Here is a 24942-nt window from a genome sequence, read left to right on the forward strand (position 1 = left end):
AGAGACCCGATATGACCAAGAAACTGACAGCCGCCGTCATCGGTGGCGGCGTGATCGGCGGCGGATGGGCCGCGCGCTTTCTGCTCAATGGCTGGGATGTGCGCATCTTCGATCCCGACCCGGAGGCGGAGCGCAAGATCGGCGAGGTTCTGGGCAATGCGCGCCACGCGCTGCCGATGCTTTATGATTACGCCATGCCCGCGGAAGGCGCTTTGACCTTCCAGGAGACCGTCGCCGAGACGGTCGAAGGGGCCGACTGGATCCAGGAAAGCGTGCCCGAGCGGCTCGATATCAAGCACAAGGTCTACGCCGAAATCCAGGGCGCCTGCGACGCGGCCGCCATCATCGGCTCCTCGACCAGCGGCTACAAGCCGAGCGAGTTGCAGGAAGGTGCCGCGCGCCCCGGCCAAATCATGGTCTGCCATCCGTTCAACCCGGTCTACCTGCTGCCGCTGATCGAGGTGGTGGCGACGGACGCGAGCGACGCTGCCACCGTGGACCGAGCCTGCGGCATGCTCACCTCCGTCGGCCTCTATCCGCTGCGCGTGCGCAAGGAAATCGACGCGCATATCGCGGACCGCTTTCTCGAGGCCGTCTGGCGCGAGGCGCTCTGGCTCGTCAAGGACGGCATCGCCACGACCGAGGAGATCGACAACGCGATCCGCTACGGCTTCGGCATCCGCTGGGCGCAGATGGGCCTTTTCGAGACCTACCGCGTCGCGGGCGGCGAGGCCGGGATGAAGCATTTCATCGACCAGTTCGGCCCCTGCCTCAAATGGCCCTGGACCAAGCTGATGGACGTCCCCGATCTGACCGACGAGCTGGCCCAGATGATCGCCGATCAGTCCGACGCGCAATCGGGCCATCTGACGATCCGCCAGCTCGAGCGCAAGCGCGACGGCAATCTCATCGCGATGATGCGCGCGCTGAAACAGCAGGGCAACGCCTCGGGGCGGCTTCTCAACGAGCACGAGAAGACGATGCGCCCCACGCTCGAGGCGGGCACGCCCATGCTCAGCCTGCGGCGCACGATCCCCGTCGACTGGACGGATGTGAATGGGCACATGAACGAGGGGCGCTACGGCCAGATCTTCTCGGACGCCTCCGAAGAGGTGATGGCCTATGTCGGCGCGGATGACGCCTATATCGCGGGCGGCCTCAGCTACTTCACCGTCGAGACGACGACGAAATATCTGGCCGAGACCCATGCGGGCGAGGCCGTCGAGGTCCATAGCCGCGTCACCGAAGGCAAGGGCAAGAAACTGCGCTGCCTGCACGAGATGCGCCGCGCCTCGGATGGCGAGGTCATGGCGACCTGCGATCAATTCATGCTGCATGTCAGCCTGGAGACCCGCCGCACCTGCGATCCCTCGCCGCAGGTGCAGAAAAATGTCGAACGCCTCGCCGCGTTGCATTCAGAAGGATCATGACATGACCGACCAATCCATCGGCCCGGCGGCAGCGGCGCAGCGCGCCTTGCCCGCTCGGTACTATGCGGACGATGACGTTCTGACGCGCGAGCGCGCGATGCTGATGGACCATTGGCAATTGGTCGGCCATCGAAAGCAATTGGCGGAACGCGGCGCGTTCCTCACGGTCACCCTGAACGATCAGGATTTTTTCTTGATCCGCGGACAGGACGATGTGGTACGCGGTTTCGCCAATGTCTGCCCGCACAGGGGGCACAGACTGGTCGAAGGGCAGGGCGTCAAGGCGCGCATAACCTGCCCGTATCATGCGTGGACCTTCACCCATACCGGCGCTTTGATGGGAATGCAGCGCACCCGGACGACCGAGGCCCCGAACCGCGCGGAGATCGGTCTGACCGAGGTGAATGTCGACACGCTGGGCGGGTTCCTCTTCATCAATCCGAACTGCAATGCGCCCGCGTTGGACGATTACGCTCCCGGCCTCGCGGCGCAGCTCGAGCAGCATTGCCCCGATTTGCCGCAGTACGCGATCGAGGACGGCCCGGCGCTCGGTCACAGCTATACCTGCGATGCCAACTGGAAGGTGCTGATCGACAACTACCTCGAATGCCATCATTGCGGCGTCGCTCACGACACGTTCAACGACATGATGGATATCGCGGCCTCGAGCTTCGAGCTTTTCGACACCTATACGTTCCAGACGGCGCCCACGGCGGGCCGCGCCGACAACCGCGCCTTTCCGCTCGATCTCGACCATGATGTGACGGTCGGCCATTTCTGGTTCCTGTTCCCCAACACCGTTTTCGGTCAATTTCCCGGCGCGCAGGGCTTCTACGCCTCGCGCTTTGACGCCGTGAGCCCGCACCGGACCGAGCGGCGCACCTTCTCGCTGATCGCGGATCCTCCGACCGATCCGGGCATGGCCGAGCGCAACCGCCTGCGCGGCATCTGGTCGTCCGAAGTGGTCAGCCAGGAGGATCGCCGTCTTTGCGAGAACGTGCAGCGCGGGATGCGCCAGCACGCATTCACCCAAGGCTGGTACGTCACCGACCCCGACGCGCATGGCATCTCCGAACATGCGATGCGCCACTTTCACCAGATGTATCTAGAGGCATTGGAGAGCACATGAATTTCGGACTGACCGACGAGCAGGAGATGATCGTCTCGACCGTGCGCAGCTTCGTCGAGAACGAGATCTATCCCCACGAGGCCGAAGTGGAGCGCACCGGCGAGGTGCCGCCCGAGCTGGCCGAAAAGATCAAGCAAAAGACGCTGGATCTCGGCTTCTACGCCTGCAACTTTCCCGAGGATGTGGGCGGCGCGGGTCTCAATCACCTCGAATTCGCGCTGGTCGAACGCGAGCTGGGGCGCGGCTCGATGGCGCTGACGCATTTCTTCGGGCGCCCGCAGAACATCCTGATGGCCTGCAACGAAGAGCAGCGCGAGCGCTATCTTCTGCCCGCCGTGCGTGGCGAGCGGATGGATGCGCTCGCCATGACCGAACCGGGCGCCGGATCGGATGTGCGCGGCATGAAATGCACGGCCAAGCGCGACGGCGGCGACTGGGTCATCAATGGGACCAAGCATTTCATCTCGGGCGCCGATCACGCCGACTTCATCATCGTCTTCATCGCCACGGGCGAAGACGACACGCCCAAAGGCCCGAAGAAGCGCATCACGACCTTCCTCGTCGATCGCGGCACGCCGGGCTTCACCATCCGCGACGGCTACAAGTCGGTCAGCCATCGCGGCTACAAGAACATGATCCTCGAATTCGACGATTGCCGACTGCCCGACGCACAGGTTCTGGGCGAGGTCGATGGCGGCTTCGAGGTGATGAACGAATGGCTCTACGCGACGCGCATCACGGTCGCCACCATGTCCGTCGGGCGCGCCCGGCGCTGCTTCGACATGGCGCTGAACTACGCCGCCGAGCGCAAGCAGTTCGGCCAGCCCATCGGCAAGAATCAGGGCGTCAGCTTCCAGCTCGCGGACATGATCACCGAGATCGACGCCGCCGACTGGCTGACCCTCGCCTCCGCCTGGCGGCTCGATCAGGGCCTGCCCGCCAACCGCGAGATCGCGAGCGCCAAGCTCTATGCGAGCGAGATGCTGGCGCGCGTGACGGATGCGACGCTCCAGATCTATGGCGGCATGGGGCTGATGGACGACTTCCCGATCGAGCGGTTCTGGCGTGACGCCCGCGTCGAGCGGATCTGGGACGGCACCTCCGAGATCCAGCGCCACATCATCAGCCGCGATCTGCTGCGGCCCCTTGGCGCCTGAGGCGGCGCGTGCTCCGGAAGGATGTCGCCTTCGGCGAGGATATTTGGAGCAAGAAGAAAGAGGGGGGGCCTCTCCGGCGCCCCCCTCGAAAAGGAAGATCCCTTTCTCCTTGCACGGTCATCGGCGTCCCCGCCTGTACCGTGATCCCACTTTGGCCCGGACTGGTTAAGAATGCGTAACGCCCCATTTCTTCTTGCTGAAAATATCCCCGCCGGAGGCATGAAAACCCTTTCGGAGGCACGGCCGACATGACGCGCGATCTCTCCCGTCTTATCCGGCCCTCCTCCATCGCCGTGGTCGGCGGCGGCGTCTGGTGCGCGTCGGTGATCGAGCAATGCCGCCGCATGGGCTTCGCCGGCGAGGTCTGGCCGGTGCATCCCACGCGCACCGAGGTGGCCGGGCTGCCCGCCTTCGCATCCGTTGAGGATCTGCCCTCTGCCCCCGATGCCAGTTTCATCGGCGTGAATCGCTCGGCCACGATCGACACGGTCGCGCGGTTGTCGGCGATGGGCGCGGGCGGGGCGGTCTGTTTCGCCAGCGGCTTCCGCGAGGCGCAGGCCGAGACGGGTGACGGCGATGCCCTTCAGGCGCGGCTTCTGGAGGCGGCGGGCGCGATGCCGATCATCGGCCCCAATTGCTATGGCTTCATCAACTATCTGGACGGCGCGCTCCTCTGGCCTGACCAACATGGGGGCGAGCGCTCTGTGCGGGGCGTCGCGCTCATCACGCAAAGCTCCAATATCGCGATCAACCTGACCATGCAGGCGCGCGGCCTGCCGCTCGCCTACGTCGCCACCGCCGGGAATCAGGCGCAGACGGGGCTGGCCGAAATCGGTTCGGCGCTTCTCGAGGACAGCCGCGTCACCGCGCTCGGCCTTCATATCGAGGGGATCGGCGATCTGCGCGCCTTCGAGGCGCTGGCGACGCGCGCGCGCGATCTGGGCAAGCCCATCGTCGCGCTGAAGGTGGGCAAGTCGGACCAGGCGCGCTCGGCCGCCGTGTCGCATACCGCCTCCCTCGCGGGGAGCGATGCGGGCGCGCGGGCGCTGCTTGCGCGGCTGGGCGTCGCGCAGGTCTCGACGCTGCCCGCGCTTCTCGAGACGCTGAAGCTTTTGCATCTCGCCGGGCCGCTGCCCTCGGGGCGGGTCGTGTCGATCTCCTGTTCGGGCGGGGAGGCGAGCCTCATGGCCGATGCCGCCGTGGGCCGGGGCATAAACTATCCGCCGCTCGAGCCCGTGCAGAAGGACGCACTGCGCGAGGCCCTCGGCCCGATGGTGGCGCTGGCCAATCCGCTCGATTACCACACCTTCATCTGGAACGACGTGCCGCGCATGGGTCAGGCCTTCGCCGCCGCGATGCTGGGGGACGTGGCGATCGGCTGCCTTGTCGTCGATTACCCGCGCCTCGATCGGTGCAGCGACGCCGCGTGGGAATGCACGCTGAGCGCCGGTGCCGAGGCCGCGCGCGCCTCGGGCAAGCCGCTCGCCATCGTCGCGACCCTGCCCGAGAACCTGAGCGAGCGCATGGCCGCCCGCATCGTCGAGGCCGGTATGATCCCGCTTCTCGGGATCGAGGAGGCGATCACGGCGATCGAGGCCGCTGCCGCGCTGGGCCGCCGGGGCGCCGCGCCCGCGCCGATCCTCCTGCCCGGACCGGGCGGCGAGGCCGAGGTGCTGAGCGAGGCCGACAGCAAGGCGGCGCTCGCCGCGCTGGGCGTGGACGTGCCGCAGGCGATGCGCATCGAGGCGAAGGATCTGGAGAGCGCCGCCGCGCGTATGGCGCTTCCCGCCGTGCTCAAGGGCGAGGGGTTCGCCCACAAGACCGAGGCGGGCGCCGTGGCGCTGAACCTCGCCTCGTCCGAGGCGATCATCGAGGCCGCCGGGCGGATGAACGCGCCCGCCTATCTTCTGGAAGAGATGATCGCGGGCGGCGTCGCCGAACTTCTGGTCGGGGTGGTGCGCGATCCGGCGCATGGCTTCGTGCTGACGCTCGCCGCGGGCGGCACGCTGACCGAGATCTTGCAGGACAGCGTGTCGCTCATCCTGCCGGCCGGCGACGAGGAGGTGGCCGAAGCGCTCGGCCGCTTGCGCATCGCGCGCCTTCTGGCGGGCTATCGCGGCCAGCCGGGCGCGGACCGCGCCGCGATCCTGCGTGCCGTCCGCGCGGTTCAGGACTATGTTGCGCGGAACGCCGAGACGCTCGAGGAGGTCGAGATCAACCCGCTCATCTGCACGCCCGCCCGCGCCGTCGCGGCCGATGCGCTCATCAGGAAAGGAAAGACGACATGACCGACAGCCCGATCAGGACCGAGACACGGGGCCACGTCCTCGAAGTGACGCTCGACCGGCCCAAGGCCAATGCGATCGACCTCAAGACCAGCCGTCTCATGGGCGAGGTTTTCCGCGCCTTCCGCGATGATGACGCCCTGCGCTGTGCCATCATCACAGGCGGCGGCGAAAAGTTCTTCTGCCCGGGCTGGGATCTCAAGGCCGCGGCGGATGGCGATGCGGTGGATGGCGATTACGGCGTCGGCGGCTTCGGCGGCATTCAGGAGTTGCGCGATCTGAACAAGCCCATTGTCGCGGCGGTCAACGGCATTTGCTGCGGCGGGGGTCTTGAGCTGGCGCTGGGCGCCGATATCATCCTCGCCGCCGATCACGCGCAATTCGCGCTGCCCGAAATCAACTCGGGCACCGTGGCCGATGCGGCGAGCGTGAAGCTGCCCAAGCGCATTCCCTATCACATCGCGATGGAAATGCTGCTGACGGGCCGTTGGATCGACGCCGAGGAGGCCGCGCGCTGGGGGCTCGTCAATCGGGTCCATCCCGCCACCGACCTGATGAACGAGGCGCGCGCGCTGGCGGAAAAGCTCGCCGGTGGCCCGCCGCTCGTCTATGCCGCGCTCAAGGAAATCGTGCGCGATGCGGAAGGCCGCGATTTCCAGACCGTCATGAACAAGATCGCGCGCAAGCAATATCCCACGGTGGACCGGCTCTATTCGTCGGAGGATCAGCTCGAAGGCGCGCGCGCCTTCGCGGAAAAGCGCGATCCGGTCTGGAAGGGGCGCTGAACGGGGCGGGACGCGCCGGTCAGGGCGCGCCCGTCATGTCACGATGCCGCGCTGCTCGGGATCGCCCATCGACACGAGAAGAGGCGCTTCCTCCTGCCGCGCCTGGAATGCGGCCTTGTCCGACAATCCCTTCCAATCGCACTCGATGAGTGATTGCGCGACGGAGCCGCCCATCGTCGTTCCGGGGCCGGTCACGATGAACATGTCGGGCGCGAATTCGCGCGCGGCGTGGCGGATCGCGCGGGCGAAATCGTAGGTCCGCGTCACCTGCTCGCCGAGCGTGTAGGCGTAAAGCGCGGCGAGGTCCGTCGCGCCGGGCCACCAGATCGCGCCGCGCCCGTCGATCATGGGCAGTCTCGGCTGCCGGAAAAGCGGCGCGGGCAGGGCGGCCCGCCCGGCTTCGGCGATGGGGGCCATGAGATCGGTGTGAAATGCCGCGTGATGCGGCAGGCGCATGGGAAAGCGGTTGTCGATCTCGGGCACCGCCTCGGTGAAGGCCGCAAGCCCCGCATCGTCTCCGGCCAGCACCAGCATTCCGCCGAGATCGATCGAAAGCCGCAGAAGCCCGTCCTGCCCGTCGATTTCCCGCACCAAGCGCAAAAGCTGTGCGCGGCGTGCCGGATCGGGACGCCAATCGGTGCCGGTGCAGGGATAGACGACTTGGCCGCCCGTGCCGCGCTCGTGCATGAGGCGCCCCATCATGTTCACGATCTCGAGGCCGCCCTTGCGCGTCACCGCGCCGGCGGCAGCGAGGGCGCTGTACCAGCCGAGGGAATTGCCGGTGACGGCCACGATCTCGATATCCTCGGCCAGCGCCTGCCGGTCGAGTAGAGTGCAGGCGTAGATGAGCGGCGAGGCATTGTCGCCCGTCACATGCGTGTCGGCCTCGAAGCGGGCGGCGCCGTCGAGCGCGCTCAGCGGCGTCTGGCCCGCCGCGGCGCGCATCGCGTCGAATTCGCCGAGAAGCGGCGCTCCTGCGTGGTGGCGGGCGAGATAGCCCAGCTCGGTCTTGTTGTAAGTGCCCCTGCCAGGGCAGACGAGAACGGCGCGGCAACTCATTCGCAGGCCTCCCGCGCGGCGGCGACGATACTGTGCACGCTCGGCATCGTGGCGGCATAGGCGGGGCCGGTGGCGATGAAGCTGTCCTCGGCCGTCAGGCGCATCACGGGCAGCTCGGCGCGCTCGACCATCAGCGCCATCAGCGCCTCGGCCTGACCGCCGGTGCGGCGGCATTCATCGACGACGAGCACCGACCCGCAGCCGCGCACCGCGTCGAGCAGCGCCTTTTCGGGCAAAGGCGCGATCCAGCGCATGTCGATCACGCGCGCGTCGATGCCTTCCTCGGCCAATGCCTTCTGCGCCTGACGCGAGAGGTGATGCCCGTTGCCGTAGGTCACGATCGCCAGATCTCGGCCTTCCCCGTGGACGCCCACATCGCCCAGCCTGATGCGCTCGTCCGGGGCGGGATAGCCGCCCATCCACGCGCCATCGCCGGGTTCGAACAGATCGCGCATAGGGTAGAGCGCGATGGGCTCGACGAAGACGACGACGCGCTGTTCCTCGCGGGCGAGGCGCACGCATTCGCGCAGCATCATCGCGGCGTCCGGCCCGGTCGAGGGGCAGGCGACGATGAGGCCGGGAATGTCGCGCAGCACGGCGAGGCTGTTGTCGTTGTGAAAATGTCCGCCGAAGCCCTTCTGGTAGCCCAGCCCCGCGATGCGCAGCACCATCGGATTCGCGAACTGGCCGCGCGAGAAGAAAGGCAGCGTCGCGGCCTCGCCCCGCAATTGGTCCTCGGCATTGTGCAGATAGGCCAGGAACTGGATCTCCGGGATCGGCACGAAGCCGTTATGCGCCATGCCGATGGCGAGGCCGAGGATGCTCTGCTCGTCGAGGATCGTGTCGATCACGCGCGCCTTGCCGAAGCGCTGCTGAAGGCGCTGGGTGACGCCGTAGACACCGCCCTTGCGGCCCACATCCTCGCCCATGACCATGAGCTCGCCATGGCTCGCCATGAGATCGGTCAGCGCCCAGTTGATGAGGCGGCTCATCGGCTGGGGCTGGTCCATCTGTTTCAGATCGCTGCCGAAGGCCGCTTCGCGCGCCTCCTCGCTCGGTCCGTTGGTGGGGGCGCAGAGGCGGCGGGGGGGGATGATGCTGGCCATGACGTCCCGCGCGGTTTCGAGATGCGGGCGCGTCGCCACTTCCTCGGCGACGCGGGCCGTACGCGCGCAGGTCTCGTCGTAGATGGCGAGCGCCTCTTCGCGCGGCAAGGCGCCGGCGGCGTTCAGAAGGCGCACAGAATGCAGGAGCGGATCATTCGCCTCCTCCGCCTCGACCTGCGCGGTCGGCATGTAGGTCGTCGGCAGATCGGCACCGGCATGACCGTAAAGGCGCACCATCGTCAGGTGCAGAAACGCGGGCTTGCGGTGGCAGCGCACGTAGGCCGCCGCCTCGGCGGCGACCTCGGCCGTCTCGTAGAGATCGAGCGCGTTGGCGGTGAAGTATTTGATGCCGGGCCGGTGCCGCATGCTGGCCGCGACCCAGCCCTTGGGCGTCGGGGTCGAAATGCCGATGCCGTTGTCCTCGCAGACCATCAGAAGGGGCAGGGGGACGGATTGCACGCTGGTCCAGCCCGCCGTGTTGATCGCGCCCTGCGCGGTCGAATGGTTGAGCGAGGCATCCCCAAAACTGGCGACGGCGATCGCGTCCTCGGGAAGCGCGCGATGCTCGGGCGGGCAGCGGCGGGCAAGGCCGATCCCGTAGGCCGCGCCGAGCGCCTTGGGCAGATGCGAGGCGATGGTGGAGGTCTGCGGCGGGATCATCAGCGCCTTCGAGCCGAGCACCTTGTGCCGCCCGCCCGAGACCGGATCCTCGGACGAGCAGGCGAAGCTCAGCAGCATGTCCCAGAGGATCGACTGGCCCGGCACCTGATCGGCGCGCGCGATCTGGAAGGCCGCGTCGCGGTAATGCAGGAAGGCGATATCGTCGGGGCGCAAGCTGTGGGCGACGGCGGCCATCCCCTCATGTCCCGACGAGCCGATGGTGTAGAAGCCTTGCCCCGCCTTCTGCATCGCCCGGCTGGTGCGGTCGAGCGCGCGGGAAAGGCATTGGGCACGGAAAAGGCGTACGGCGTCATGCGGGGCGAGCGATGGGCGCGGCGCCGCGCCGGTGGGAAGATCGCCCGAGGCGACGCGCGTGCGGAAGTTCTGATGCACGATTTCGGCGCGGTCCATCCCGGCACTCCTTTCGGCGACGCGGGGCGTCGGTCGCGGTTTGGCGCGCACATTGCCCGCGCCCCGCGCGCACCTCAAGCCTTGTTTTCCCGGCGCGCCCCCGGCTACACCATGCGCGGACGGGGAAAGGCGGCGCGCTTGGGCATCACACTGGACATGACGGATGTGTCGCTGACGCGCGAGGGTTGCGCGATCCTGCGCGGCATCAGCGTCCGCGCGGATGAGGCGCGGATCGGCGTCGTCGGGCGCAACGGCTCGGGCAAGAGCACGCTGGCGCGGGTGATCGCCGGGCTCGAGCTGCCGGACGAGGGCCGGGTGCGCCTCGGCGGGACGGACATGGCGCGCGACCGGCGCGCGGCGATCCGGACCGTCGGCATCCTCTTTCAGAATCCCGATCACCAGATCATCTTTCCCACCGTCGACGAGGAGATCGCCTTCGGCCTGCGCCAACTGGGCCGGACGGTTGCCGAGGCGGCGGAGGGCGTGCGCGCCATCCTCGCGCGCTTCGGCAAGGCGCATTGGGCGGGCGCCGCGATCCACCCGCTGAGCCAGGGGCAGAAGCAGCTCGTGTGCCTCATGTCGATCCTCGCCATGCGCCCGCAACTCATCGTGCTGGACGAGCCGCTCTCGGGCCTCGACATCCCCACGCGGATGCAGCTCATGCGCTATCTGGAGAGCGCGGAGGCGCAGCTGATCCATATTTCGCACGATCCGGATGTTCTTCGCGATTACGAGCGCGTCCTGTGGATCGCGGACGGGCGTATCGCGCAGGACGGGGCCGCCGCGCCCGTTCTGGCCGCATTCACCGCCGAGATGGAGCGGCTGGGAGGGATGGATGATATCGCTGACCTCGCCGGTTGAGACGCGCGCGCATGGCTGGCGCGCGGGCGTCAAGCTCGGGGCGCTCTGCGTTGCGACGATGGCCCTTTTCGCAATGACGAGCCTGCTGGGGCATGTCGCGGCCTTTGCCGGGATGCTGGCGCTCTATGCCGCGCCGGGCGGTCTTTTCTTTCGCAGCGGCATGACGCGCCTGCGCGTTCTTTGGCCCTTTCTCGCCATCATCGGCCTTTGGCATGCGCTCACGGGGACGCCGGGGGCGGGGGCGGTGATCGCGCTGCGCCTCGTGACGGCGGTGGGGCTTGCGAACCTCGTGACGATGACGACGCGGCTTTCGGACATGATCGGGGTCGTGCAATGGCTGGCGGCGCCCCTGCGCCGCGCCGGGATCGGGACGCGCCCGCTCGAGCTCGGCATCGCGCTGGTAATCCGCTTCACTCCGATGCTGGCCGCGAAAGGCGCACAATTGGCGCGCGCTTGGCGCGCGCGCTCGGCCCGGCGGGCAAGCTGGCGGATCATCACGCCCTTCGCGCTTTGCGCGATCGACGACGCCGAGCATGTGGCCGAGGCGCTCAGGGCGCGCGGCGGTCTTTGAGGGCGCATCGCCACTTTGATGTTGCCTTGCTGCGACATTCCAGCGCAACTGTCGCCCGAACATCCTGACCGGAGAGCATTCATATGGAACGCAACATCGCCCTCATCGCCCTTTTCGCCGCTCTTATCGCGGCGCTCGGGATCATTCCGCAGGTCACGCTGCCCTTCGGCGTGCCGATCACCGCGCAAAGCCTCGGCGTCATGCTCTGCGGCACGGTGCTCGGCGCCAAGCGCGGCACGCTGGCGGTCCTGCTGTTCATGCTGCTGGTGTGCCTCGGCCTGCCGCTCTTGTCGGGCGGGCGCGGCGGCCTCGGGGTCATCGCCTCTCCGACGGGCGGGTTTTTCCTCGCCTTTCCGGTGGCTGCCTTCGTCGCGGGCTTCATCACGCAAAGCTGGCGCAGCGTTCCCCTCGCGGTGGCGGCGGGCGTCGCGGCGGTGGTCGGCGGCCTCGTGCTCTATGTCTTCGGCATCATCGGTTTGTCGCAAGTTCTGGGCAAGTCGCTGGGCGAGGCCGCGCTTCTCGTGACGGCCTTCATTCCGGGCGACGCGATCAAGGCGGTGCTGGCGGGTCTCATCACCTCGGCGCTCTACAAGGCGCGCCCGCGCGCGGTGCTGTCGCGCGCCTGAAGGCGGGCCGCACAAGGCGGCGCGCGGTGCCTCGGGGGTCATGTAGTGATGGACAACCGCACCGCGCGCTGATTAATTTCACGCATCATGGCGAAGGGCGGCGCGCGATGCGACCGCCCGCGCCTGATCCGACATAACTGGGAGGTTACTTAATGGATCGTCGTTCCTTCATCCGCGCTGGCGCCATCGGCACCGCCGCGACAGCACTGGCCGCACCGGCCATCGCGCAGGGCAATATCACCTGGCGCATGGTCACCACCTGGCCCAAGAATTTTCCGGGCCTCGGTGTCGGCGCGCAGCGCCTCGCGGACCGGATCACCGCCGCGTCGGGTGGCCGGCTGACCGTTCAGGTCTTCTCGGCGGGCGAGCTCGTTCCGCCGCTCCAGAGCCTCGACGCCGTGATCGACGGAACCGCCGAGATGAGCCATGGCGCCGCCTATTACTGGCAGAACAAGTCGACCGCGCTCAGCTTCTTCACGGGCGTGCCCTACGGCATGACCACCGCCGAGCTTGGCGCCTGGGTGCGCTTCATGGGCGGTCAGGAGATCTGGGACGAGATCTATGACCAGTTCGGCGTGCAGGGCTTCCTTTCGGGCAACACCGGCAACCAGGCCGGCGGCTGGTTCCGCGAAGAGCTGACCGGCCTCGCCGACGTGCAGGGCAAGCGCTTCCGCACCCCCGGCCTCGGCGGGCGCGTGTGGGAGAAGATGGGCGCGACCGTGACCAATATGGCCGGCGGCGAGATCTTCCAGGCACTCCAGTCGGGCACGCTCGATGCGGCCGAATTCGTCGGACCCTACAACGATCTGGCGCTGGGCTTCCATCAGGTCGCCAAGCATTACTACCTGTCGAGCTTCGTCGAGCCGGGTCTCGCCACCGAGATCGTCGTCGACAAGGCCAAGTATCAGGAGCTGCCGGACGATCTTCAGGCCATCGTGCGTGACGTGAGCCAGGCAGAGTACGACATGGTCTCGGCCGATTTCGTCGCCAACGATCCGCGCGCGCTGCAGACGCTCATCAACGATCACGGCGTTCAGGTGCACCAGTTCCCCGACGACATCATGGAAGCCGGTGCCAAGGGCGCGATGGAGCTGATCGAGGAGCTGCGCGCGAGCGAGGACCCGCTCGTCAAGAAGACGACCGAGAGCTATCTCGAGGCGCTCAAACTTGTGCGCTCGCGCACCGAGCAGATCGACATGCCCTTCCAGAAAGCGCGCCAGACATATCTGAACCTCTGATTAATCGGATCACGTACAAAGAAAGGCCCGGCAGAGATGCCGGGCCTTTTTCGTTGGGGGGTGCGGCGCCTAGTTGACCGTGATCGTGATGGCCTCGCTCAGCACGGGCGGGTCGTGCGGCACATGGCTCCAGTCGCCGAGCAAAAGTTGCAGGCTGTGCGTGCCGGGCGGCAGATCTTTCGTCACTTGGGTTTGTCCCCCGCCGAAATGCACGATCTGTTCGGTGGCGGGCAGGCTCGTATCGAGATCGAGCTCGTTGGGGTCGGTGTTGATCAGCAGGTGATGGTGGCCGGTATTGTCCATCTCGACATTGGCCGGCGCGATGCCCATGCCGTCGAGACCGAATACGATGGTCACCGGGTTGCTGACGGTCGCGCCATCCGCTGGTGACACGATATAGGCCCGCGCATTTTCGGGCGCCGGGCTGCGGTGGCCGTCCGCGAAAGACGGACCGGCCAGCAAGAGCGCCGTCGCCGCGCCGATTGAGAAACGCTTCATGATGTCCTCCCTTGTTGTTATCGAAGCAAAACCTTCGTTTCATTGGTCGGAATTGAATGCAGGAGACCCAGCATAGCACGGTTTGCGTTCGAACCGATCGTCAATGTGACCGCGTGCGCCCGTCCTGCCGAAATGCGCGGTGCTTGGCGCGAATTGCGCTGCGGGTTGCTGCGGAGCAGGGCCGATGATGCAGACGGATCGCCGCACGGCAAAAAAGGCCCGGCATCGCTGCCGGGCCTTTCTCGTCCGTGTCTCTCACCCGATCGCTAGCCCGCGATCACGCTCGGCAGCCAGGTCACGATCTCGGGGAAGATGAAGAGGATCGCGATCGCGAGGATCTGGAGCATGACGAAGGGCAGGATGCCCTTGTAGATCGCCGAGGTCGGCAGATCGGGCGGGGCCACGCCGCGCAGGTAGAAGAGGGCGAAGCCGAAGGGCGGCGTGAGGAAGGAGGTCTGAAGGTTCACGCCCACGATCACTCCGAGCCAGATCGGGTCCACATCCATCATCAGGAGCACCGGGGCGGTGATCGGGATCACGATGAAGATGATCTCGAACGTGTCGAGGATGAAGCCGAGGAAGAACATGATCGCCATGACCATCGCGACCGCCGTCAGCGTGCCGCCGGGCAGGGTGCTCAGGAATTCGTGGACGAGATTGTCACCGCCCATCAGGCGGAAGACGACCGAGAAGACCGAGGCGCCCAGAAGGACTATGAAGACCATCGAGGTGATCGTCGCCGTCGCGATGACCGTCTCGCGCAGGATCGTGATGTTGAGCCGCCAGCGCAGCGCCGCCAGCACCATCGCGCCCACCGCGCCCACCGAGGCCGCTTCGGTCGGGGTGGCGATGCCGCCGAGGATCGAGCCGAGCACGGCGAGGATGAGCAGCAGCGGCGGCAGAAGCGCCGAGAAGACTTCGCGCAGGAGATCGCCGCGCTCTTCCTCGGGCACGGGCGTGGCGGGGCAGGATTGCGGATCGGTCAGCGCCTTGAAGATCGTGTAGAGAAGGTAGAGCCCGACCAGCAGGAAACCGGGCAGGAGCGCGCCGGCGAAGAGATCGCCCACCGAGACCGGCGTCGGCGCGAAATTGCCCTTCTGCATCTGCACCTGGCTGTTGATGCCCGAAAGCATGTCGCCCATGAAGATCAGCACGGTCGAGGGCGGCACGATCTGGCCCAGCGTTCCGCTCGCGCAGATGACGCCGGTCGAGAGCTTGGGATCATACCCTGCGCGCAGCATCGCGGGCAGCGAGATGAGCCCCATCGTGACGACCGTGGCGCCGACGACGCCCGTCGAGGCCGCCAGCATCGCGCCCACCAGCACCACCGATATGCCGAGCCCGCCGCGCAGGTTGCCGAATAGCTTGCCCATCGTCAGCAGAAGCTGCTCGGCGATGCGCGAGCGCTCCAGCATGACGCCCATGAAGATGAAGAGCGGAACCGCGACCAGCACCTCGTTCGTCATGAAGCCGATATAGCGGTTCGGAAGCGCGCCGAAATTCGAGGGATCGAACACGCCCAGCCAATAGCCGACAAGGCCGAACATGAGCGACACGCCCGCGAGCGTGAAGGCCACCGGAAAGCCCATCAGCAGGAAACCGATGATGCCGAAGAACATGAGCCCGGCGAGGATCTCGCCGATCAGAATGGGGTCCATCAGTGCGATCCCTCGATGGCTGCGGCCGCCGCGTCATTCGCGCTGACCGGGTATTGAATTCGGCGCGGCACCAGATCGGTGCGCCCGCGCAGGACGAGGATCGACCGGCAGATCATCGCGATGCCCTGAAGCGCGAGAAGCGCGGCGAAGCCGATGATGAAGGTCTTGAGAATGTAGAGACCGGGCATGCCGCCCACATTCGCCGACGCCTCGGTATAGGACCACGCGCGCTGCACGAAGGGCATGGAGTAGACATAGACGATGCCGGTGAAAGGCAGCAGGAAGATGATGGAGCCGACGAGATCGACGAGCGCGCGGCGCTCCACGGTGGCCGGTCGGTAGAAGATGTCGACGCGCACATGATCGTCTCGCATCAGCGCGAAGCCGGCCACGGCGGTGAACATCGCGCCGCTCAGCCAGATGTAGAGGTCCTGCATCCACACGAAGCTGATGGCGAAGACGTAGCGCTGAACCACCACGGTGAAGCAGACCACGACGATCCCGAGGGCGAGCCAGGAAAAGACCTGTCCGATCACCCAGTTGATCCAGCAGATCACGCTGGCAATTCCTGCAAGCAGTCGCATCATTCGGCTCACCCTCCCCGGCGTCCTCCACGCGGCGTTTCCCCGCCGCTTTGGCTCGCGCCTTAAATCGTGAAGCGCCCTGTCAGTCAACAAAAAGAGGGGCCGCGGACGTAGGGGCAGGCGGCGCGTGGCGCGGCGCGTCCCGGGTCTTGGCCCGCGCGCTGCGCGATGGCGCCGGGCGGCCGGGCCGGGCAGCCGCGTTGACGCCCCCGCCGTTATCTGTTTCGTATTGGGGCAATCATTCAAAAAACCCGACAGGAGAAGTATCATGCGTTTGCTTTCGACGATTTCCGCCCTCGCGCTGACCACGGCCCCCGCCTTTGCCGATTGCACCGAGGTCAGTTTCTCCGACGTGGGCTGGACCGACATCACCGCGACCACCGCCGCCACGAGCGTTGTGCTCGAGGCGATCGGCTATGAGGTCGACGTCAAGGTGCTCTCCGTGCCGGTCACCTATGTCTCGCTTTCGAAGGGCGATATCGACGTCTTCCTCGGCAACTGGATGCCCACGATGGAGAACGACATCGCCAAGTACCGCGAGGACGGCAGCGTCGAGACCGTCCGCACCAACCTCGAGGGTGCGAAATACACGCTGGCCACCAACGCGGCGGGCGCCGAGGCCGGGATCACCGATTTCGCCTCGATCAGCGCGAATGCCGAGGCGCTCGACAGCAAGATCTACGGCATCGAGCCCGGCAATGACGGCAACCGCCTGATCCAGACCATGATCGACGAAGACGCGTTCGGGCTGAAGGATTTCAGCCTCGTTGAGTCCTCCGAGCAGGGCATGCTCGCGCAGGTGCGCCGCAGCGAGTCCGAGCCGATCGTCTTCCTCGCCTGGGAGCCGCATCCCATGAACGCCAATTTCGATCTGACCTACCTGCCGGGCGGCGACGACTATTTCGGCCCCGATCTGGGTGGCGCGACGGTCAACACGAACACCCGCAAGGGGCTGAGCGAGGAGTGCCCCAATCTCGGGCAGTTCCTTCAGAACCTGTCCTTCACGCTGCCCATGGAAAACGAGATCATGGGCGCGATCCTCGATGACGGCGTCGAGGCGCGCGAGGCGGCCAAGGCATGGCTGGTCGAGAACCCCGGCATGATCGAGACCTGGCTCGAAGGCGTGACCACGGCCGACGGCAGCGGCGAAGCCCTGCCCGCGGCGAAGGACGCGCTCGGGCTCTGATCGCCTGCCGGGGCGCGGCGCCGCGCGCGTCCGCCCCGGCTCGCCGTTCCGGTCGGCGCCGGGGCGGCATGCCATGAAAGGACCTCCCGATGGAGTGGCTGACCGACACCAAGATCCCCGTGGGGCGCATCGCGGGGCAAAGCTTCGACTGGCTGCAAGCCAATGGCGGATGGTTCTTCGACGGGCTCTCGACCGCGATGGGCGCGCTCATCGAGGCGGTGCTCTGGCTCTTTCAGACGCCGCATCCCTTCATCGTCATCGGCCTCATCGTGGCGCTCGCCTATCTGCTGCAACGCCGCTGGACCCTCTGCCTCTTCGTGGCGCTCGGCTTTCTCTTCATTCTCAACCAGGGCTATTGGGAGGCGACGACCGAAAGCCTGACGCTCGTGCTCGCCGCCTGCCTCGTCTGCATGGGGATCGGCGTGCCCGTGGGCATCGCCGTCGCGCATCGCCCGCGGCTTTTCAAGGTGGTGCGCCCGGTGCTCGACCTCATGCAGACGCTGCCCACCTTCGTCTATCTCATCCCCGCCATCGTTTTTTTCGGCATCGGCATGGTGCCCGGCCTGATCGCGACGGTGATCTTCGTGCTCCCGGCACCGATCCGCCTGACGCAGCTCGGCATATCCTCGACGCCCATGCCGCTCCTCGAGGCGGCCCGCGCCTTCGGCGCGACGCCGCGACAGACGCTCTGGAAGGTCGAGCTGCCGTCGGCGCTGCCGCAGATCATGGCGGGGCTGAACCAGACCATCATGCTCTCGCTCTCGATGGTCGTCATCTCGGCGCTCGTCGGCGCGGACGGGCTCGGCGTGCCGGTGGTGCGCGCGCTCAATCAGGTGAATCCGTCGCTCGGCTTCGAATCGGGCTTCATCATCGTCGTGGTCGCGATCATTCTCGACCGGATGCTGCGAGTGGAGCGACGCTGATGAGCAAGGCCGTGGAGTTCGACAACGTCTCGATCGTTTTCGGGGACGCGCCCGAGAGCGCGCTGCCACCCATGGACGAGGGCCTGTCGCGCGAGGAGGTGCAGGACAGAACCGGCCAGACGCTCGGCGTGCATGACTGCTCGCTGACGGTGGCGCAAGGCGAGATCCTCGTGCTCATGGGCCTCTCCGGCTCGGGCAAATCGACGCTTCTGCGCGCGGTGAACGGCCTCAACCCGGTGGTGCGGGGTAGTGTCCGCGTGCATGACGGAACCGAGATGGTGGACGTGACGCACGCAAACGCCGCCACCCTGCGCCGGATGCGCCAACGCCATATCGCCATGGTCTTCCAGCAGTTCGGCCTTCTGCCGTGGCGGAGCGTCGCCGAGAACGTGGGCCTCGGCCTCGAGCTGTCGGGCACGCCCCGCGCCGAGCGGCAGGAGAAGGTCGCCGAGCAGCTCGACATGGTCGGGCTCTCGGGCTGGGGCGATCGCAAGGTTTCCGAGCTTTCGGGCGGCATGCAGCAGCGCGTCGGCCTCGCCCGCGCCTTCGCCACCGATGCGCCGATCCTGCTGATGGACGAGCCCTTCTCGGCGCTCGATCCGCTCATCCGCGCGCGGCTCCAGGACGAGCTGGTGGACCTGCAAAAGCGCCTGCGCCGCACGATCATCTTCGTGAGCCACGATCTCGATGAGGCGTTCAAGCTGGGCGACCGTATCGCGATCATGGAAGGCGGGCGCATCGTTCAGTGCGGCACGCCGCAGGAGATCTTCACAGATCCCGCGACCGAGTATGTCGCCGATTTCGTCGCGCACATGAACCCGCTCGGCGTTCTCTGCGCGGGCGATATCGCCGAGCCGCTGTCCGATGGCGCCGCGCCTCCGGGCGACGCGCCGACCATCGGACCGGGCGAGACGATCCAGTCCGTGATGCACTCGGCCCAGGGCCATGACGGCCCCGTCTACGTGGTCGAGGACGGCCGCCCCATCGGCCTCATCACCCGCAACGCGATCCTGTCGAAACTGCTCGATCCACGCGGCTGATTGCGCCGCGCCCCTTGCCGGTGAGGCGGCGGGCGTCTCGCACTTTCTCAGCCGGCGCATCAATGCCGCGCCCTCGGTCATAACGTGCGTCTCGCTCGGCGTTTCGACCGGATGCGCCCGCCTCGTCGAAATTTCCGGCATCGCGCCATCCGAAGGACTTTACCCTTGTTTCCCCTGCCGCGCCCCTCTAAACGGGTCGGCGGAGACGTGGCCGAGTGGTCGAAGGCGCTCCCCTGCTAAGGGAGTAGGCCCGAAAGGGTCTCGTGGGTTCGAATCCCATCGTCTCCGCCACCTGCCTTTGATAACATATGATAATAACGTGGTGTTGAGTGTCTACCCGCCAACCAACCCTTCATCCTAGTTGCGCTTGGATACCACTCATTGCGACAAGTGATTCCTTCCCTCCGCAGAGCTTCGGCACGTGCTTGACTGAGCAGCCGCCTGCTTCCACCCAATTCTTGCCCGTCACGTGCATGGTCATCGCGCATCCAACATCTGGCACATGGGCGGGAAGCAGTCATTCGCTGCAAGCGCTCGCTTTTCGCAGCGGCCGCGAAGATGAAGGTAAGGAAGGCGGGAAGCCGTCCTTCGCTGCACCAGTCACGAAGGGCAGCGGTGCGCAGCGAGCAGACAAAGCCTAGCGGCGGTAGGATAGCCGCTAAGTTGGGTGCCAGAAAACGCCGTATCAAAGCTTCCGTCACTGCCGGATTTCAGAGAACTAGCTCCGCTCGCTTGCGAAATAAAATTGAACGCTATAGGATTTTTTCTCGCAAGGCACCCACTGGCCCATCTAAGGTCCAAAATATCAGAAGTTTGGGATAGAATTGAAATAAGCTATGGATGCAACGGAATTCGACAGACTCAGTGGTATCGTTTCAACAAAAAATTGGGATGCGTATGATAAAGTGAGGCCTGACGGCAAAACCATGTTGGACGTACTTGTCGAGTTCATATATCCAATGGAGCCGTCTGAACGCCAAATCGTCTCTGATCTTCTAGAGAACTATTTGGTTATCAAAGAATACAGCCATATCATAGTTGAGCTACTAAAAGAAATTATCATTCAGTCGAAAGGTCGGCCAATCGCTATCTCTGCTGTGAAGGACTATACTGCCACAAAAGTGAAGAGTGGGCCCGCGCTCACTTTCGAGATGAACAGCAACACCCATTACTTTGAAGGAGTAAGCTTCGCCTTCTCTGAAGACCCTAAAAGCAAAAGATTTCAAGACTTCGATGGCTTTAAGGTGCTGGTCGATGACTTCATCGGTACGGGCAATCAGTTCCTTGATATGAGTAATCACCTTTACAAAAACGGCTTCAAGAAGGATGTCGATCTAGTCGTAGCAATTGTGATACAGGAAGAGGGGAAGTTGAACCTAGAAAATAATGGCTTTAATGTCTTTTGTGTACATGAAAGGCCAAAGTCTATCCAACAGCTCATAGCTCTTAGCGGTCGCCCAGCCAGCGAAGTTTATAAAATTTACGATGAGATCGAGCTTAAACTCGATTGTCCCGACGAATATAAGCGCGGGTACGGGCAGTCAGAAGCCGCGTTGTCGCTAAAGAAAACACCAAACAACACTCTTCCAATATTTTGGTTCCAAGGAAATAAGAAATGGCCAGCACCGTTCCCTCGCCCGCGAAGCTGAAGAGGACTAGGCTCGACATACTGCGGTCAATCTATTACCAACAGGACTTGCCGAGTAGCGTATTCACAATCGGCGCGTCTTGGGTGCAAGCAGAATTTACGTCGCTGATCCAGTCCAAGTTCATCACAGTTCGGGATGAAGAATATGTACTCACAGATGCTGGCTTTGGAGCGCTCAAGAAGTTAGCTGGTGGCCGGATTCCAAACATGATACGAATAGACAAAACAATATTCATGACAAAAAAGGAACGGGGAAAGTTTAAAGTTGACCGCTCTCTAGCGAAAGAACTCTTTCGTGAGGTTAGTACTGACGGTTAACGCAGGTTGACTGTCGGGGTCGCGTGTCGCGTCCCTTAGATCGGACCTAGTACGAGCCATCGTCTTCGCGATGCTTCGCAGGAGCAAAGAACCGCGAAGACGATGTCGTCCTTACGTCCTCCATCTGAAATTAATTTATATTAATTTCAGTGATTTTGGTAACCACGAGAGCGGTCTACTATGAACTTACCGTCTGATGAATTTGAATTTGGCGACAAGATTGGCGTCGCCGAGAAGAATGCAGTTGCAGAGTATGCTCGACGCCTCTCTTCTCAGGGGCTTCCTGAAATATTTTCTCCTGAACACCTCTCGCATCTTACCAATATTAGGCTTGAAGCGATTTATGCCATGTCGAATAGCCAGAAAAGCTTTTATAGACGCTTTGACATACCAAAAAGATCAGGCGGAAGTCGGAAGATAGCTGCTCCGCTCCCATCTCTTGCTTTCTTGCAAAGGTGGATTTTGGACAATATTCTAAATCTCATACCACCCCATGCTTCAGCAAAAGCTTATCGGAGGGGGCACTCAACTTTTGACAATGCTCGCTTTCACCGGAAGCAAAAAATCGTCCTCAAGGTTGATGTAAAGAACTTCTTTGGATCAATTCAAGAATACAATGCATTCCTTATTTTCAAGGGCCTTGGTTATTCAAAGCGTCTCTCCAAGCTCTTATCCATGACCTCAAGTTTGGATGGCTGCCTTCCACAAGGTGCGCCAACCAGTGGAGCGCTGGCAAATATTTATATGAGAGCCTTTGATGAGGTCATCTTTATCGCATGCAAAGAGAAGAAGGTGAGATATACAAGGTATGCAGACGACCTGACCTTCTCTGGGGATGACTTTGATACGAACGCTCAGATTAAAATGGTAGACAAAGAGCTTTCAAAAATTGGCCTAACTGTTAATGTAAAGAAGACTCGCGTTTTATTGCCGCATGTGCGGCAAGATGTTACCGGGTTAGTCGTCAATGAAAAGGTTTCGGTTCCGCAGGATTTTCGCAGGAAGCTACGGCAGGAGTGCCACTTCATTCAGAAATTTGGAATTTATGGGCACGCCAGAGAGGTCAATGCCAAGAACGCAAGAATAAGGCTGGAAGAGGTGATAGGAAAGCTTTCCTACGTAAAATCAATCCACAAAAATGAATCATATTGGAATGAGGCCCATGCAAAAATGCTGGAAATAAGGGCTTCTCTTTTCTAATCTGATTAACTCAACGCTGGCAATCATTGCTTTCGCGAACTGGGCTGGGTTGTGGGAATATCTTGCATTGCAAGCCGTGGAGATTGGGATAAGCAAACCCGTTTCACAGAGCCACAAAACAGTTCGGTGCTTGCGTCAAGCGGAGACCGGGCTGTTTTTCATCTGTCGAAGCGGCATGCACGATCGGCCGTTTCGGGGTGGGTCCTCGGTTCGCTGCGCAAGGCACAAGCTGCAGCTCGTGGCTGGAATCGGCCATCGGCTGATAGGGCCTTGAACTGCGGCTGTGGGCCGCTGTTCCCTTTTCCGAGTGTCAGCTTACCAACTTCGCCAGCTCAGCCCCATGGTCGCGGCGATAGCTTCAGGACAACCGGCTTGAACACGACTACGATAGGCGCGGACCGATAGACCATTTTCAAGCGCAACAACTTCCCATTCATCATCGGGATTGGGCGATATTTCCCGCACTCCTTCGGTTGCAGCTCTTTCAGCAGACCAACCTCGTTTCAACCTTTGCCTGAATGTTTGAAACGCGATCCCGTTCTCCTCAGCGGCGGGCCATGCCGGAAAGCCGTTTTCCAATGTAGCCAAGGCATCGCGGCGCCTATTCTCGAAGGCAGCTCGATCATATGGATATTCTGTGTGCTCGCACGGCACCATCCACACTTTCTCTCCATTGTCTCCGCCCACCAATTCCACATCTGAGGGATCCTCCAATGGAAATGGCTTGAGACCATAGCGTTGACAAAGCCACCATGCCTCTTCCCGATCTGTGGCTTTGCCAATGGTCTGACCTCCGAGAGGGGCAACATCACTAATCATCTAGTCGTCCCATTTTAAAGTGACACAATCGGCTTGTCGAGAGCGCCCAAGCTTGAGGCATATATGAGGCGGATCGTAGAACGGGAACACGCGGTGAACCAAATTTTCACTGAAACATCCAATCGGCACAGCGCGACCGAAACCGGCCCTCGATCAAGGTAGTGCATCGGATACCCGGCAGATGTCCGGAAAATGGGCTGCTCTTGCTGCATTCACAGGTAGGTTGGACGGCAGCTGTGGGCCAAATATCCAAGCGGTGAAACTTCCTGTATCTGCAAGAGTGATAGGCTATCGCGGGAGGCCGTCGATAAAGATGTTACGAGATACTTTGGTCCAGGTTGGGTTCATCCGGGCCCCGCCTTTAGGATTTGCCCGCAGCCAGTCCGAAACTTCATCAAGACTCGCTTTCAATATCGGATGCATGTTGTTCCCCTGCGGGAGACAATGGAAATAACCATGCTCGTCCGGAGCGACACGATTTTGGACTATGCCGCCTATAATCCTTTCGATTTTCGCCACCACGTCAGGTCACTCCTTACCAATCGTGCCGTAGATAAAACGTACTTAGATGCAATGTAAATCGACTATGACCCGTCGAGACCAGTCGTACGCAGGCGCTACGTCTACCGGTTAACTGTCGCCGAAGCGGACACTGACGGGTACGTGCTGGATTTCCGCTTTGGGCCGGAAGCGACGGCCGCCACGGCTCATCAGATGTTCGGCTCGTTGCGCGGTAGCAGGTCCGCTTTGAGCCCTGAGCAGATCCTGCCTAAGCGAGATTGCAATCTACCGGTCAGGGTCATGGCGCACGTGATTTGATTTTACGATGGTTCTCCGCCAAGAACTTCCCAAAAATCATCACGCAGGTTGTAGTGAGGAAATGGTTCATCGGGAACCTCGGACCCAAGGAAACCACAGAGCGGCTCCCATCCTTCCGCCACATCGAAGACAAGTAGCCGGTCAGCGGGCAACGCCTCGCGCACTTCGTCTGTTCTTTTGCGATACGCGGCCAACCCGCGCTCCTTGTCGTCAAGGACACCGCCGAAAGTGCCCTTACCTACCAGATCGTTCCAGGCCACGAGAATGTCGCGAATATGTGGCGGCAGCGGCAGTTCCTCATACCGGGCCATCAGCTTCCCAATCGTTTTGTCGAAGCTGGCCCACCATTTATCTTCGGGGCGTACTGTATGGACGACCTTTGCGTCTGGAAAAGCCTCGGCGAGCTCGAGCCAGACATGAGCGCCAGGCCAATCTACTTGCGACCTATATCCAGTAAAAACCGTTTCCCAACAAACACTTTCGCCAGCCGCAAGCCTCTGCCAATGGAGCACTTGTTCCGGGTTCTCCACGATCTCGTGCATATGATGACACTGTCCGTAGCCTAGCCTTTCTAAAGCGGCTTTTAGTGATTTCGTTCCGGTCCTCCCGAACCCCGAGCCAATTACTTCAAGTGACATGCGATCGCCCCCCAACACCAATTCGACTAGTCTTTCCCCTAAATCAAATCCTGTCTACGCTGTTCATCGCGCGACCTCAGGTCGATTGGTGGGGTCTGAACGTCCGTTTAACCCGCGAAGCAGTCATCCGGACGGTGAAAATGCTGCGCGGTGCGCAAATGTCCGGTTTGGTGAAGCCGCCCTGTAGCGATGAACCGATCGGCGAACGGCTGCTCTGGGCCGTCCGTGTAGACGGCCCAGTCGTTTAGATTTCGATAGCTTCGGCGATAGCCAGCGCATCTTCAAGTTCAACG

At 63.3% G+C, this 24942-nt stretch carries 22 protein-coding genes and 1 tRNA gene; 16 read left to right on the forward strand and 7 right to left on the reverse strand.

Annotated elements, in window-relative coordinates; all coding sequences use genetic code 11:
• The first annotated feature begins 11 nt into the window (after positions 1–11).
• From ACGRVM_RS16000 to ACGRVM_RS16020, 5 genes are all read left to right on the forward strand, one after another.
• A complete protein-coding gene (locus tag ACGRVM_RS16000; protein WP_377172881.1) occupies positions 12–1430 on the forward strand; it encodes a carnitine 3-dehydrogenase in 1419 nt (472 codons plus the stop codon).
• A 1-nt stretch (position 1431) separates the two neighbouring features.
• A complete protein-coding gene (locus tag ACGRVM_RS16005) occupies positions 1432–2559 on the forward strand; it encodes an aromatic ring-hydroxylating oxygenase subunit alpha (protein ID WP_377172880.1) in 1128 nt (375 codons plus the stop codon).
• Positions 2556–3716: an acyl-CoA dehydrogenase family protein gene (locus ACGRVM_RS16010; RefSeq protein ID WP_377172879.1), complete on the forward strand. Its 1161-nt coding sequence runs from the start codon at positions 2556–2558 to the stop codon at positions 3714–3716. The genes ACGRVM_RS16005 and ACGRVM_RS16010 overlap by 4 nt, the downstream gene beginning before the upstream one ends.
• A gap of 248 nt (positions 3717–3964) precedes the next feature.
• The gene (locus tag ACGRVM_RS16015; protein WP_377172878.1) at positions 3965–6004 is read left to right on the forward strand and encodes an acetate--CoA ligase family protein; all 2040 of its coding nucleotides are present in this window, start codon (positions 3965–3967) and stop codon (positions 6002–6004) included.
• A complete protein-coding gene (locus tag ACGRVM_RS16020; protein WP_377172877.1) occupies positions 6001–6786 on the forward strand; it encodes a carnitinyl-CoA dehydratase in 786 nt (261 codons plus the stop codon). The genes ACGRVM_RS16015 and ACGRVM_RS16020 overlap by 4 nt, the downstream gene beginning before the upstream one ends.
• A gap of 33 nt (positions 6787–6819) precedes the next feature.
• Here ACGRVM_RS16020 and ACGRVM_RS16025 read toward each other — a convergent pair whose 3' ends face one another.
• Positions 6820–7845, reverse strand: coding sequence for an ACP S-malonyltransferase (locus ACGRVM_RS16025; RefSeq protein ID WP_377172876.1), 1026 nt, complete (start codon positions 7843–7845; stop codon positions 6820–6822).
• Positions 7842–10022, reverse strand: a complete 2181-nt coding sequence (locus tag ACGRVM_RS16030; RefSeq protein WP_377172875.1) for a thiamine pyrophosphate-dependent enzyme — start codon at positions 10020–10022, stop codon at positions 7842–7844. The genes ACGRVM_RS16025 and ACGRVM_RS16030 overlap by 4 nt, the downstream gene beginning before the upstream one ends.
• 111 nt (positions 10023–10133) lie before the next feature.
• Here ACGRVM_RS16030 and ACGRVM_RS16035 point away from each other — a divergent pair, with 111 nt between their 5' ends.
• The 4 genes from ACGRVM_RS16035 (at position 10134) to ACGRVM_RS16050 (ending at position 13318) form a co-directional block, all read left to right on the forward strand.
• Positions 10134–10883, forward strand: a complete 750-nt coding sequence (locus tag ACGRVM_RS16035; protein ID WP_377172874.1) for an energy-coupling factor ABC transporter ATP-binding protein — start codon at positions 10134–10136, stop codon at positions 10881–10883.
• Entirely contained in the window at positions 10858–11454 is a 597-nt protein-coding gene (locus tag ACGRVM_RS16040) for an energy-coupling factor transporter transmembrane protein EcfT (RefSeq protein ID WP_377172872.1), read from the forward strand. The genes ACGRVM_RS16035 and ACGRVM_RS16040 overlap by 26 nt, the downstream gene beginning before the upstream one ends.
• 83 nt (positions 11455–11537) lie before the next feature.
• Positions 11538–12080 carry a biotin transporter BioY gene (locus ACGRVM_RS16045; RefSeq protein ID WP_377172871.1) on the forward strand — a complete coding sequence of 181 codons (543 nt, stop codon included), beginning with the start codon at positions 11538–11540 and terminating at the stop codon, positions 12078–12080.
• 152 nt (positions 12081–12232) lie between these two features.
• A complete protein-coding gene (locus tag ACGRVM_RS16050) occupies positions 12233–13318 on the forward strand; it encodes a TRAP transporter substrate-binding protein (protein ID WP_377172870.1) in 1086 nt (361 codons plus the stop codon).
• Between the two features lie 69 nt (positions 13319–13387).
• Here ACGRVM_RS16050 and ACGRVM_RS16055 read toward each other — a convergent pair whose 3' ends face one another.
• The 3 genes from ACGRVM_RS16055 to ACGRVM_RS16065 all read right to left on the reverse strand — a co-directional run bounded on the left by ACGRVM_RS16055 (position 13388) and on the right by ACGRVM_RS16065 (position 16058).
• Positions 13388–13816: a DUF4399 domain-containing protein gene (locus tag ACGRVM_RS16055; protein WP_377172869.1), complete on the reverse strand. Its 429-nt coding sequence runs from the start codon at positions 13814–13816 to the stop codon at positions 13388–13390.
• A 266-nt stretch (positions 13817–14082) separates the two neighbouring features.
• Complete coding sequence (locus tag ACGRVM_RS16060) at positions 14083–15474, reverse strand: TRAP transporter large permease (RefSeq protein WP_377172868.1); 1392 nt, start codon at positions 15472–15474, stop codon at positions 14083–14085.
• Entirely contained in the window at positions 15474–16058 is a 585-nt protein-coding gene (locus ACGRVM_RS16065) for a TRAP transporter small permease subunit (RefSeq protein WP_377173075.1), read from the reverse strand. Before ACGRVM_RS16065 ends, ACGRVM_RS16060 begins: the two co-directional genes overlap by 1 nt.
• 268 nt (positions 16059–16326) lie before the next feature.
• Here ACGRVM_RS16065 and choX point away from each other — a divergent pair, with 268 nt between their 5' ends.
• The 7 genes from choX to ACGRVM_RS16100 all read left to right on the forward strand — a co-directional run bounded on the left by choX (position 16327) and on the right by ACGRVM_RS16100 (position 22373).
• Positions 16327–17244: a choline ABC transporter substrate-binding protein gene (gene choX / locus ACGRVM_RS16070; protein WP_377172867.1), complete on the forward strand. Its 918-nt coding sequence runs from the start codon at positions 16327–16329 to the stop codon at positions 17242–17244.
• A gap of 89 nt (positions 17245–17333) precedes the next feature.
• Positions 17334–18167: a choline ABC transporter permease subunit gene (choW, locus tag ACGRVM_RS16075; RefSeq protein WP_377172866.1), complete on the forward strand. Its 834-nt coding sequence runs from the start codon at positions 17334–17336 to the stop codon at positions 18165–18167.
• The gene (gene choV, locus ACGRVM_RS16080; RefSeq protein WP_377172865.1) at positions 18167–19207 is read left to right on the forward strand and encodes a choline ABC transporter ATP-binding protein; all 1041 of its coding nucleotides are present in this window, start codon (positions 18167–18169) and stop codon (positions 19205–19207) included. Before choW ends, choV begins: the two co-directional genes overlap by 1 nt.
• Positions 19208–19408: 201 nt before the next feature.
• Positions 19409–19498: transfer RNA gene (locus ACGRVM_RS16085), tRNA-Ser, on the forward strand.
• A 545-nt stretch (positions 19499–20043) separates the two neighbouring features.
• Positions 20044–20856 carry a phosphoribosyltransferase gene (locus ACGRVM_RS16090; protein WP_377172864.1) on the forward strand — a complete coding sequence of 271 codons (813 nt, stop codon included), beginning with the start codon at positions 20044–20046 and terminating at the stop codon, positions 20854–20856.
• Positions 20823–21173 carry a hypothetical protein gene (locus ACGRVM_RS16095; protein WP_377172863.1) on the forward strand — a complete coding sequence of 117 codons (351 nt, stop codon included), beginning with the start codon at positions 20823–20825 and terminating at the stop codon, positions 21171–21173. The genes ACGRVM_RS16090 and ACGRVM_RS16095 overlap by 34 nt, the downstream gene beginning before the upstream one ends.
• A 180-nt stretch (positions 21174–21353) precedes the next feature.
• Positions 21354–22373: a reverse transcriptase domain-containing protein gene (locus ACGRVM_RS16100; RefSeq protein WP_377172862.1), complete on the forward strand. Its 1020-nt coding sequence runs from the start codon at positions 21354–21356 to the stop codon at positions 22371–22373.
• Between the two features lie 315 nt (positions 22374–22688).
• Here ACGRVM_RS16100 and ACGRVM_RS16105 read toward each other — a convergent pair whose 3' ends face one another.
• Positions 22689–23192, reverse strand: a complete 504-nt coding sequence (locus tag ACGRVM_RS16105; RefSeq protein WP_377172861.1) for a hypothetical protein — start codon at positions 23190–23192, stop codon at positions 22689–22691.
• An 821-nt stretch (positions 23193–24013) separates the two neighbouring features.
• Complete coding sequence (locus ACGRVM_RS16110) at positions 24014–24649, reverse strand: sulfotransferase family protein (RefSeq protein WP_377172860.1); 636 nt, start codon at positions 24647–24649, stop codon at positions 24014–24016.
• Positions 24650–24942: the final 293 nt, after the last annotated feature.

Source organism: Roseovarius aquimarinus, assembly GCF_043661195.1.
In the GTDB taxonomy this organism is placed as follows: domain Bacteria; phylum Pseudomonadota; class Alphaproteobacteria; order Rhodobacterales; family Rhodobacteraceae; genus Roseovarius; species Roseovarius aquimarinus.

What these genes read in the sequence shown, in the direction of transcription:
- ACGRVM_RS16100 (WP_377172862.1), top strand. Translation starts at nt 21,354, where the DNA reads ATGAACTTACCGTCTGATGAATTTGAATTTGGCGACAAGATTGGCGTC.
- choW (WP_377172866.1), top strand. Translation starts at nt 17,334, where the DNA reads ATGGAGTGGCTGACCGACACCAAGATCCCCGTGGGGCGCATCGCGGGG.
- ACGRVM_RS16105 (WP_377172861.1), bottom strand. Translation starts at nt 23,192, where the DNA reads ATGATTAGTGATGTTGCCCCTCTCGGAGGTCAGACCATTGGCAAAGCC.
- ACGRVM_RS16025 (WP_377172876.1), bottom strand. Translation starts at nt 7,845, where the DNA reads ATGAGTTGCCGCGCCGTTCTCGTCTGCCCTGGCAGGGGCACTTACAAC.
- ACGRVM_RS16090 (WP_377172864.1), top strand. Translation starts at nt 20,044, where the DNA reads ATGGATGCAACGGAATTCGACAGACTCAGTGGTATCGTTTCAACAAAA.
- ACGRVM_RS16050 (WP_377172870.1), top strand. Translation starts at nt 12,233, where the DNA reads ATGGATCGTCGTTCCTTCATCCGCGCTGGCGCCATCGGCACCGCCGCG.
- ACGRVM_RS16020 (WP_377172877.1), top strand. Translation starts at nt 6,001, where the DNA reads ATGACCGACAGCCCGATCAGGACCGAGACACGGGGCCACGTCCTCGAA.
- ACGRVM_RS16000 (WP_377172881.1), top strand. Translation starts at nt 12, where the DNA reads ATGACCAAGAAACTGACAGCCGCCGTCATCGGTGGCGGCGTGATCGGC.
- ACGRVM_RS16060 (WP_377172868.1), bottom strand. Translation starts at nt 15,474, where the DNA reads ATGGACCCCATTCTGATCGGCGAGATCCTCGCCGGGCTCATGTTCTTC.
- ACGRVM_RS16110 (WP_377172860.1), bottom strand. Translation starts at nt 24,649, where the DNA reads ATGTCACTTGAAGTAATTGGCTCGGGGTTCGGGAGGACCGGAACGAAA.
- ACGRVM_RS16055 (WP_377172869.1), bottom strand. Translation starts at nt 13,816, where the DNA reads ATGAAGCGTTTCTCAATCGGCGCGGCGACGGCGCTCTTGCTGGCCGGT.
- choX (WP_377172867.1), top strand. Translation starts at nt 16,327, where the DNA reads ATGCGTTTGCTTTCGACGATTTCCGCCCTCGCGCTGACCACGGCCCCC.
- ACGRVM_RS16005 (WP_377172880.1), top strand. Translation starts at nt 1,432, where the DNA reads ATGACCGACCAATCCATCGGCCCGGCGGCAGCGGCGCAGCGCGCCTTG.
- ACGRVM_RS16065 (WP_377173075.1), bottom strand. Translation starts at nt 16,058, where the DNA reads ATGCGACTGCTTGCAGGAATTGCCAGCGTGATCTGCTGGATCAACTGG.
- choV (WP_377172865.1), top strand. Translation starts at nt 18,167, where the DNA reads ATGAGCAAGGCCGTGGAGTTCGACAACGTCTCGATCGTTTTCGGGGAC.
- ACGRVM_RS16045 (WP_377172871.1), top strand. Translation starts at nt 11,538, where the DNA reads ATGGAACGCAACATCGCCCTCATCGCCCTTTTCGCCGCTCTTATCGCG.
- ACGRVM_RS16040 (WP_377172872.1), top strand. Translation starts at nt 10,858, where the DNA reads ATGATATCGCTGACCTCGCCGGTTGAGACGCGCGCGCATGGCTGGCGC.
- ACGRVM_RS16030 (WP_377172875.1), bottom strand. Translation starts at nt 10,022, where the DNA reads ATGGACCGCGCCGAAATCGTGCATCAGAACTTCCGCACGCGCGTCGCC.
- ACGRVM_RS16035 (WP_377172874.1), top strand. Translation starts at nt 10,134, where the DNA reads ATGCGCGGACGGGGAAAGGCGGCGCGCTTGGGCATCACACTGGACATG.
- ACGRVM_RS16095 (WP_377172863.1), top strand. Translation starts at nt 20,823, where the DNA reads ATGGCCAGCACCGTTCCCTCGCCCGCGAAGCTGAAGAGGACTAGGCTC.
- ACGRVM_RS16010 (WP_377172879.1), top strand. Translation starts at nt 2,556, where the DNA reads ATGAATTTCGGACTGACCGACGAGCAGGAGATGATCGTCTCGACCGTG.
- ACGRVM_RS16015 (WP_377172878.1), top strand. Translation starts at nt 3,965, where the DNA reads ATGACGCGCGATCTCTCCCGTCTTATCCGGCCCTCCTCCATCGCCGTG.